This window comes from Protofrankia sp. Cj3 (genome assembly GCF_917627355.1).
Classification (GTDB): domain Bacteria; phylum Actinomycetota; class Actinomycetes; order Frankiales; family Frankiaceae; genus Protofrankia.
This window is the reverse complement of sequence record NZ_CAKJTR010000111.1, coordinates 1-9626: the sequence shown is the minus strand read 5'-3', so window position 1 is coordinate 9626 and position 9626 is coordinate 1. Positions and strand designations below refer to the sequence as shown.

Annotated in this window: 5 protein-coding genes; all 5 read right to left on the bottom strand. The window is 68.3% G+C overall.

Features of this window, described 5'->3' with window-relative positions; genetic code table 11:
- Positions 1-430 precede the first annotated feature (430 nt).
- Complete coding sequence (locus MJ783_RS15300) at positions 431-910, bottom strand: hypothetical protein (protein WP_239311115.1); 480 nt, start codon at positions 908-910, stop codon at positions 431-433.
- Between the two features lie 343 nt (positions 911-1253).
- Positions 1254-1568, bottom strand: a complete 315-nt coding sequence (locus MJ783_RS15295) for a DUF6343 family protein (protein ID WP_239311114.1) — start codon at positions 1566-1568, stop codon at positions 1254-1256.
- Between the two features lie 254 nt (positions 1569-1822).
- The gene (gene serS / locus MJ783_RS15290; RefSeq protein WP_239311113.1) at positions 1823-3085 is read right to left on the bottom strand and encodes a serine--tRNA ligase; all 1263 of its coding nucleotides are present in this window, start codon (positions 3083-3085) and stop codon (positions 1823-1825) included.
- 75 nt (positions 3086-3160) lie between these two features.
- The gene (locus tag MJ783_RS15285) at positions 3161-4603 is read right to left on the bottom strand and encodes a glutamate synthase subunit beta (RefSeq protein WP_239311112.1); all 1443 of its coding nucleotides are present in this window, start codon (positions 4601-4603) and stop codon (positions 3161-3163) included.
- Between the two features lie 47 nt (positions 4604-4650).
- A complete protein-coding gene (gltB, locus tag MJ783_RS15280; protein ID WP_239311111.1) occupies positions 4651-9195 on the bottom strand; it encodes a glutamate synthase large subunit in 4545 nt (1514 codons plus the stop codon).
- Positions 9196-9626 lie beyond the last annotated feature (431 nt).

Genomic DNA, 9626 nt, shown 5'->3' with positions numbered 1-9626 from the left:
CGGGAACGAACAGGTGCCGCGGCACGGCACGAAACGCCCGCTCCACCTCCAGAGAGGTGATCATGCCGGTCACGCAGAGCTTGTCCACCAGCGCGTTACGGACCTCAGTCGCCCGGTCCGGGGCGCTGGACGTGCCAGTCATCTGAGTCAACGAAGATCCTTCCGAGCCGTCCCGCCCCCAGCTCCGCGGCACCACAGGCGGAAGATCGCCTGTGCTCTGGTGGGGTGCGTTGTAACGATGACCCATGCCCAGGCGCGACTCATTCCCCGGGCGGGGAAGATTTGACCTCGGCCACGCGTGGGCATCTGAGCTGCGGAAACGATGATCGATGCCCTCTCCGATTCGGCGCATCGGCCCCGGATGCGGGTCGGAAAGTTCGCCAACCGGCCCGTCTACCACGCGAGCCAGCAGATCTTGACCGGGTGACGTTCAGGGTCGCTGTGGAAGCGCCGAGGCGAGGTCGGGGATGCCGGAGGTGAGGAGGCGGTGCAGGGCGGCGCCGGGGTGGCGGGGCAGCGGGTGCATCGGGACGGCGAAGTACTCGGGTTCGTCGAAGACGGACTCGTCGTTGGGACGGCGGGCGAACTCGACCCGGCCGTAGTCGATGCCGTCACCGTCGTCGCAGCTCATCCAGCTGATCGTCTCGGTCTCGCCGGGCTGAAAAGGGGCGGTGAACAGGGGCCGGGCCTGGATGGTGTCGCCGTCGTCGCACAAGACGTGCGGGACGGCGAAGACCCACCGGTGAACGTGGATGGCCTGGGCCTGCGCCGCCGCGCGGACCTCGAACGCGAGGCTGGTCGCCCAGCTGGCCAGGTAGTCGTAGTCGCTGAGGATCAGCGTCCGAGCCAGAGACCAGACCCGCAAGCGCTGCGCGGGCCAGCCAGGAGTGCTCGCGACGTGTGGGATCATCGTGTGCCGTCTGCGTTCCTCCGTGTATCGCGTCCGGTACTGCGCGGCCGACCGGCCGACAGCGCCCCCCGGTCAGTGCGCGCGCCGCCGCCGGCTGGGATCCGTCACTGGACGTGATAAGTGTGCAGGTACGCGGGCCGACACGACCAGGCTCGCTTTGACCTGGTTCTGTGTGGATGCTGTCCGAGCCTCCCCAGGGGCGCTCGACCGTGTCCACGAACATCGGCACACGGCGTGACCCGCGGATGCGGACAGTGCGGTTGAGCCGGACGCTCGAGGAAGTCCAGGTAAGGGCGTCGCTGGGCTTCCTCAGACACTTCTCGGAAATTCCTCGGACACGCTCTCAGCGCCGTTCCCGGCGCATCCGCCGCATGATGACAACGAGGTCGGCCACCGCTGTCAAGGCGATCAGAGCGAGTACGGCGGCGGGCAACGGCCGATCGGAAACCGCGTAATAGGCGCAAGCGCCGACGCAGAACAGGAGCCCGAACAGGGCGAGCGCCACGCGCAGACCCAATGCGCTGCGGGCGGGCGGGAATCCACCCGGGCCACCGTCATCCACAGCTGCCCGCTGCTCCGGGCTCAGAGCGACCGGCAACAGGAGACGCGGCGCGCGGGGCCGGGGCACACACCTCGCATCGTTGTCGTCGGTCGACACCCACAACCTCCGGCGCCTCCTCCTCCGCCTCGCGATCTACGCACCCCGGCCCCGCTCCTTGAACCACACCCCTATTGCCGGGCACTCTTAGAGCGCGTTTGAGATCATCATTCCGGCTCGCCGCGCCCAGGCTCCCTCTGGCTGCGTTGTCGGCCAAACCGATACAACTCATCCGGTATCGCTTCGGCCTTCCGCCTTGCCAGGGGGTGCCTGGACGCGGCTCACTGATCGAAAGCCCGATCTCAAACACGCTCTTAGATGATCTCGCGGTCGCCGAGATAAGGCCGCAGCACCTTGGGGACGCGGACATGATGATCAGCGGTCTGGAAGTTCTCCATGATTGCGGCCAGTAGCCGAGGTGTTGCCACCGCCGTGTTGTTCAGCGTGTGGGCGAACCGGACCCGCCCGTCAGCGTCCTTGTAACGGATGTTCGCCCGGCGGGCCTGCCAGTCGTGCAGGGTCGAGCAGCTGTGGGTCTCCCGGAAGCGCTCCAGCGACGGGAACCACGTATTGATGTCGTTCATCCGGAACTTGCCGAGGCCCATGTCGCCGGTGGCGCACTCCACCACCTCGTAGGCCAGGCCCAGGGACTGCAGGACGTGTTCAGCGGTGCCGAGCAGCTCGGCGTGCCAGCGGGCCGACTCCGCCTCGTCGGCCACGCAGATCACGAACTGTTCGACCTTCTCGAACTGGTGCACGCGCAGCAGCCCACGGACGTCACGCCCGGCGCTGCCGACCTCCCGACGGAAACACGGCGAGATCCCGGCATAGCGCAACGGCAGGTCACGCAGGGACAGCATCTCCCCGGAGTGCAGACCGACCAGCGCGACCTCGGCGGTACCAGCGAGATAGAGATCGTCCCCGGGCAGCTGGTAGATCTCCTCACCGTGCCCCGGCAGGAAACCGGTACCGACCAGCGCGTCACGCTTGACCAGCGACGGCACCGACAGCAGCCGGAAGTCCCGGCTTGCCAGCAGGTCCAGCGCGTAGGAGTGCACGGCCCGCTCCAACAGCACGAGGTCACCGGCGAGCGCGTACGCCCGCTCCCCCGAGGCGCTACGGGCCCGTTCGAACTCCGCCCAGCCACGCTTCTCGGCCAGCTCGACATGGTCGACGGGGGTGAAGTCGAACGCCGGGCGCTCGCCCCACACCCGGATGACGGTGTTCGCCGCCTCATCCGGTCCGACCGGCGCCCCGCTCCACGGGATGTTCGGTGTCCGCAGCAGCAGGTCCCGCAGGTGTGCGCTGGCCCGCTCCAGCTCCTCCCGGGTCTGGCGCAGCCGCTCGTCGAGAACGCCGGAACGTTCCCGCAGGCGCTCACGCTCTGCCTCGCCCGCGGCTTTGAACCCACCGGCGAGCTCCCTGCGCTCACGCTGGGCGGTGTCCAGCGTATGCTGCAGTGCCCGCACGGAGCGGTCGAGGAGCAGAATGCCATCGACGTCGAGGTCGACTCCCTTGACCCGAGCGGCTGCCCGCACGGTGTCGGGATTCTCCCGGATGAACCGTCTGTCCAGCATCTGGCCTCGTCGCCCTCCAGCGGGATCCCTGCGTATCGCTGAGAAGCCTACCGCCCGCGCCGCAGCCGCTGACGATCATCTCCGGGTCGGAACGACCGGTTCGGGCAGCTCGCTGCTGCCACGCAGATAACGGTCCACCGCCGCGGCGGCAGCCCGGCCCTCCGCGATCGCCCACACGATCAGGGACTGGCCCCGGCCGATGTCTCCGGCAACGAACACCTTCGCGACCGAACTCGCCCAGCCGGCGTCCCGGGCAACGTTGCCACGGCTGTCGAACGCGACGCCGAGCTGTTCCAGCAGGCCTGGCCGTTCCGGCCCGGTAAAACCCATCGCCAGCAGCACAAGGTCGCAGGCCAGCTCGACGTCGGTGTCCGGCACCCGCTCGAAGCGGCCGTCGACCATGGCGACCTCGTGCATGCGCAACGCGCGGACCTGACCCAGGTCATCACCGAGAAAACATTCGGTGGAGACGGCGAAGAGCCGTTCCCCGCCCTCCTCGTGCGCGCTCGACACCCGGTAGACGACCGGCCAGGTCGGCCATGGGTTGCTCACGGGACGCAGCCGTGGCGGCCGCGGCATGATCTCCAGTTGGTGCACGGACACCGCGCCCTGGCGGTGCGCGGTACCCAGGCAGTCCGCGCCGGTGTCACCACCACCGATGATGACAACCCGCTTGCCCGCCGCGTTGATCGGCGATTCGGTACAGTCGCCCTGCTGTACCCGGTTCGCGGGAACCAGGTACTCCATGGCGAGATGGATACCGGCCAGTTCCCGGCCGGGCACGCTCAGGTCACGCCCGATCGTCGAACCACCGGCAAGCACGATCGCGTCATAGGACGCGCGCAGTTCGTCCGCGGTGATGTCCACACCCACGTTGCACGAGGGTATGAACACGGTGCCCTCGGCTCGCATCTGCGCGAGGCGGCGGTCCAGCAGCCGCTTTTCCAGCTTGAACTCGGGAATGCCATAACGCAGCAGCCCACCGATACGGTCGGCTCGCTCATACACGACGACGTTGTGGCCAGCCCGGGTGAGCTGCTGAGCCGCGGCGAGCCCCGCCGGGCCGGACCCGACCACGGCGACCCGCTGATCGGTGCGGGCGGACGGCAGGACCGGCCGGACCGTGCCATCAGCCCACGCCCGGTCAATGATCGATACCTCGACCTGCTTGATGGTCACCGGATCATCGGAGATGCCCAGCACGCACGCGGTCTCGCACGGCGCCGGGCACAGCCGTCCGGTGAACTCCGGGAAGTTGTTGGTCGCGTGCAGCCGCTCGATCGCCTCGCCCCAGCCGGAGCGCCGCACCAGGTCGTTCCATTCTGGGATGATGTTCCCGAGCGGGCAGCCGTTGTGACAGAAGGGAATGCCGCAGTCCATGCACCGTGCCGCCTGCTGCCGCAGGGATTCGACCGGGAACGGTTCGTAGACCTCGTGCCAGTCCGCGATGCGCACATCGACGGGCCGGCGCGTCGGCAGCTCCCGGTGGTGCTTGAGGAAACCGGTCGGGTCAGCCATGCCACTCCTGTCGAATGATCTTATCGGGACCGCTGCCGCAACGCCGGTCAGACACGGGACGACGACATGATCAAGTCTTCGGCCGGCAGGCCGTCCTCCTCGGCTTTGCGCATCGCGGCGAGCACCCGCTTGTAGTCTCGAGGCATGATCTTGACGAAGGAGGACTGCTCGGAGTCCCAGTCCGCGAGCAGGCCCGCCGCCACGGTCGACCCGGTCTCCCGCCGGTGCCGGGCGATCAGGGTGAGCAGCAGCGCCCGGTCGCCGTCGTCCAGCAGGTCCACGTCGACCATCTCGGTGTTGATCCGGCGCAGGACCGGGTTGTGGAGAAAGGCCACGCCACCGCTCATCCCGGCCGCGAAGTTACGGCCCGTGGGCCCGAGCACGACCACGGTGCCGCCGGTCATGTACTCGCATCCATGATCGCCAAGGCCTTCGACGACGGCGGTCGCGCCGGAGTTACGGACGCAGAAGCGCTCCCCCACGATGCCCCGGAAGAACGCCTCGCCGGCCGTGGCGCCGTAGAGCAGCACGTTGCCGGCGACGATGTTCTCCTCGGCGCGCAACGGCGCCTCCTTGGGCGGGAAGACGATGATCCGTCCACCGGACAGGCCCTTGCCGGTGTAGTCGTTGGCGTCGCCCTCCAGGGTGAGGGTCACCCCGCGTGGCACGAACGCGCCGAAACTCTGCCCGGCCGAACCGGTGAACCGCAGCGAGATCGTGTCATCGGGAAGGCCCACAGCGCCGTAACGCCTGGTCACTTCGAAACCGAGCATGGTGCCGACCGTCCGGTTGACATTACGGATCGGCATCTCCAGCCACACGGGCCGGCCATCCTCCAGCGCCCCCTCGCAGAGCTGGATCAGGGAGTTGTCCAGGGCCTTGTCCAGACCATGGTCTTGAGCGGTCGTGCAGTGCAGGGAGCCCTCGAAGGGACGTTCCGGCGCGTGCAGCAACGGGGTGAGGTCAAGGCCGGCGGCCTTCCAGTGGTCGACCGCGGCGCGCGCGTCGAGTACCTCCACGCGGCCGACAGCCTCGTGCAGCGAGCGAAAGCCCAACGCCGCGAGGTACTCACGCACCTCCTCGGCGATGAAGGTGAAGAAGGTCTCCACGAACTCGGGCCTACCGGTGAAGCGGGCGCGCAGCTCCGGGTTCTGGGTCGCCACGCCCACCGGGCAGGTGTCGAGGTGACACACCCGCATCATCACGCACCCAGCGACCACCAGCGGCGCGGTCGCGAAGCCGAACTCCTCCGCGCCCAGCAGCGCGCTGACGATGACATCCCGACCGGTCTTGAGCTGGCCGTCCACCTGGACGACGATCCGGTCGCGCAGGCCGTTGAGCAGCAGCGTCTGCTGAGTCTCGGCCAGCCCCAGCTCCCAGGGGGCGCCGGCGTGCTTGAGCGAGGTCAGCGGGGATGCGCCGGTACCACCGTCATGCCCGGAGATCAGGACGACATCGGCGTGGGCCTTGGACACTCCGGCGGCCACCGTGCCCACACCGACCTCAGCGACGAGCTTGACGTGCACCCGGGCCCGCGGGTTGGCGTTCTTCAGGTCGTGGATGAGCTGGGCGAGATCCTCGATGGAATAGATGTCGTGGTGCGGCGGTGGTGAGATCAGGCCCACGCCCGCCGTCGAGTGCCTGGTGCGCGCGATCCACGGGTAGACCTTGTGCCCGGGCAGCTGGCCGCCCTCACCGGGCTTGGCGCCCTGTGCCATCTTGATCTGGATGTCGTCGGCGTTGGCGAGGTACTCGCTGGTCACGCCGAAGCGGCCGCTGGCGACCTGTTTGATCGAGGATCGGCGGAGGTCGCCGTTGGCGTCCGGGGTGAACCGTTCGGCGTCCTCGCCGCCCTCGCCGGTGTTGGACTTCGCCCCGATCCGGTTCATCGCGATCGCCAGCGTCTCGTGCGCCTCGGCGCTGATGGACCCGTAGGACATCGCACCGGTGGCGAACCGCTTGAGGATCTCCGACACGGGCTCGACCTGGTCGATCGGAACCGGCGGACGCAGTCCCTCGCGCAGCGAGAACAAGCCGCGCAGGGTGGCGCTGCGCCGCGACAACTCGTCGACGGTGGCGGTGTACTGCCTGAACACCTCGTACTGACGGCTGCGCGTGGCGTGCTGGAGCAGGAAGACCGTCTCCGGGTTGAACAGGTGCACCTCACCCTCGCGGCGCCACTGGTATTCACCGCCGGTGTCCAGGTTGCGGTGGGCAAGCTCCGAGGAGACCACCGAGTACGCCTTGTGGTGACGGGCCGCGACCTCGTCCGCGATGACGTCGATGCCCACACCGTCCAGCCGGGACGGCGTCCCGGTGAAGTAGGTGCCCACCAGCTGCTGGGACAGGCCGATCGCCTCGAACACCTGGGCTCCGGTGTAGCTGGCCACGGTGGAGATGCCCATCTTGCTCATCACCTTGAGCACGCCCTTGCCCAGCGCCTTGATGAGGTTCTTCTGGGCCTGCTCACGGGTGATGCCGGCCAGCTCGCCGCCGTCGAGGATGTTGTCGATCGACTCGAAGGCCAGATAGGGGTTGACAGCGGCCGCACCGTATCCGAGAAGCAGGGCGACATGGTGGACCTCGCGGGCGTCACCACACTCCACGATGAGACCGACCTTGGTCCGGGTCTTCTCCCGGATGAGGTGGTGGTGGACGGCCGCGGTGAGCAGCAGCGAGGGAATCGGCGCCTTGTGCCGATCGGAATCGCGGTCGGACAGGACGACGACGCGGGCACCGTCCGCGATCGCCTCGCTGACGCCACGGCAGATCTCGTCGAGCCGCTCGGCGAGCGCCGTGCCGCCGCCGTCCACATCGTAGAGGCCACGGACAGTCACCGCCGCGAACCCAGGCATGTCACCGTCGTCGTTGATGCCAACGATCTTGGCAAGCTCCGTGTTGCTGATAACCGGGAACGGCAGGTGCACCAGCCGGCACGACGCCGGTGACGGCGCCAGCAGATTGCCCTCAGGGCCGAGCGTCCGGCCCAGGCTCGTGACCATCTCCTCCCGGATCGCGTCCAACGGAGGGTTGGTCACCTGCGCGAACAGTTGGCTGAAGTAGTCGAAGAGCAGGCGCGGGCGTCCGGAGAGCACCGCGACCGGCGTGTCGGTGCCCATCGAGCCGATGGGTTCGACACCGGCTCGGGCCATGGGCGCGATGATGACGCGCAGTTCCTCCTCGGTGTAACCGAAGACCTGCTGGCGCCGGCGGACCGAGGAGTGGCCGTAGACGACGTGCTCGCGTTCGGGTAGATCATCCAGGGCGATCAGGCCCGCGTGCAGCCATTCCCCGTACGGCGCGGCGGCGGCCAGGTCCGACTTGATCTCCTCGTCGTCGACGATCCGGCCCTGCGCGGTGTCGATCAGGAACATCTTCCCCGGCTGGAGCCGGCCCTTCTGCACCACTCTGTGCGCGGGAAGATCCAGGACGCCGACCTCGGAAGCCATGACAACCAGACCGTCATCGGTTACCCAGTAACGAGACGGACGCAATCCGTTACGATCGAGCACCGCGCCGATGACCGTTCCATCGGTGAACGCAATGGACGCCGGACCGTCCCACGGCTCCATCAGCGCCGAGTGGAACCGGTAGAACGCCCGGCGAGCCGGGTCGATCTCGTCGTGGTTCTCCCAAGCCTCCGGGATCATCATAAGAACGGCATGCGGGAGGCTGCGCCCGCCCAGGTGGAGCAGTTCCAGAACCTCGTCGAAACTGGCCGAGTCGCTCGCGCCGTCCGCGCAGATGGGGAAGATCCGGCGCAGGTCGCCGGGGATAAGATCGCTGGCCAGCAGCGCCTCGCGAGCCCGCATCCAGTTACGGTTGCCACGTACCGTATTGATCTCTCCATTATGAGCGACATAACGGTAGGGATGGGCCAGCGGCCAGCTCGGGAAGGTGTTGGTTGAGAACCTGCTGTGCACGAGAGCGATCGCGCTGGCAAAACGCGGATCATCGAGATCGGGGAAGTAGGCCGAAAGCTGGTGGGTGGTGAGCATGCCCTTGTAGACGGTGGTACGCGCCGACAGTGATGGGAAGTACACACCGGCTTCCCGGCGAGCCCGCTTGCGGACGCAGAACGCCCGCCGCTCAAGGTCCAGCAGATCGATGGGCCCATCGGCGGCGCCGGGAGCACCGGCCGCGGCGGGCAGGCCAAGGAAGATCTGCCGCATCCGCGGCTCAACCTCGGCCGCAGCCCGGCCGACGATGTGGCTGACCACCGGCACCTCACGCCAGCCCAGCACCCGCAGGCCCTCCCCGCGGACGATACGGCTGATCGCGCGGACAGCGTTGTCGCGATCACCGGCGACCTGCGGCAGAAAGGCCGTGCCCACCGCGTACTGACCGGCTGGCGGCAGTGGGAAATCGACAACGTCACGCAGGAAGGCGTCTGGCACCTGCAACAGGATGCCGGCGCCGTCACCGGTGTCCGGGTCGCAACCGGAAGCGCCCCGATGGTCGAGGTTGCGCAGCACGGTGAGGCCCTGTTCGATCAGTTCATGACTGCGTCGACCACGGACATCCACGACGAAACCGACCCCGCAGGCGTCGTGCTCGAATGTGGGGTCGTACAAGCCTTGTGCGATCGGCATCCGGCGGGTCCTGTCCGTCTTCAGGGATTCTCCGTGAGGCGGACGACGTTGTCCGGACGCGCCACCGTGACGGGGCTGTCCCGGCCAGGCGCACTCCTGAGTGTGCCACGTGTGCCCGGGATTCGCCGTGATCGCTAAAAGCCCGGAGCCCGATGTGGCCAACCGGGCATGAAACCGTCTTTACGGGCCGCGCTGGGATACTTCGCCGGCCGATGATGCCGGGCGCGACCGCCGGCGGGGACGGGACGGGGACGCTGGGACGGGGAGGAGGCCCGACGTGGATCTTTTACCCTGTCGGGTGGCCGGCCGACGGCTGGCCCGCTTCGGCCTCCCGCGCCGCGCCCCCCTCGGCCTCCCGCGCCGGAGCGACGTTCGCCGCGGCCTGTACCACGGGTTCGGCCGCCGGCCGCGGGGCGGGGCCGGCATCCCCC

Excerpts from the sequence above, each read along its gene's own strand:
- MJ783_RS15285 (WP_239311112.1), bottom strand. The coding sequence starts at position 4,603 with ATGGCTGACCCGACCGGTTTCCTCAAGCACCACCGGGAGCTGCCGACG.
- serS (WP_239311113.1), bottom strand. The coding sequence starts at position 3,085 with ATGCTGGACAGACGGTTCATCCGGGAGAATCCCGACACCGTGCGGGCA.
- MJ783_RS15300 (WP_239311115.1), bottom strand. The coding sequence starts at position 910 with ATGATCCCACACGTCGCGAGCACTCCTGGCTGGCCCGCGCAGCGCTTG.
- gltB (WP_239311111.1), bottom strand. The coding sequence starts at position 9,195 with ATGCCGATCGCACAAGGCTTGTACGACCCCACATTCGAGCACGACGCC.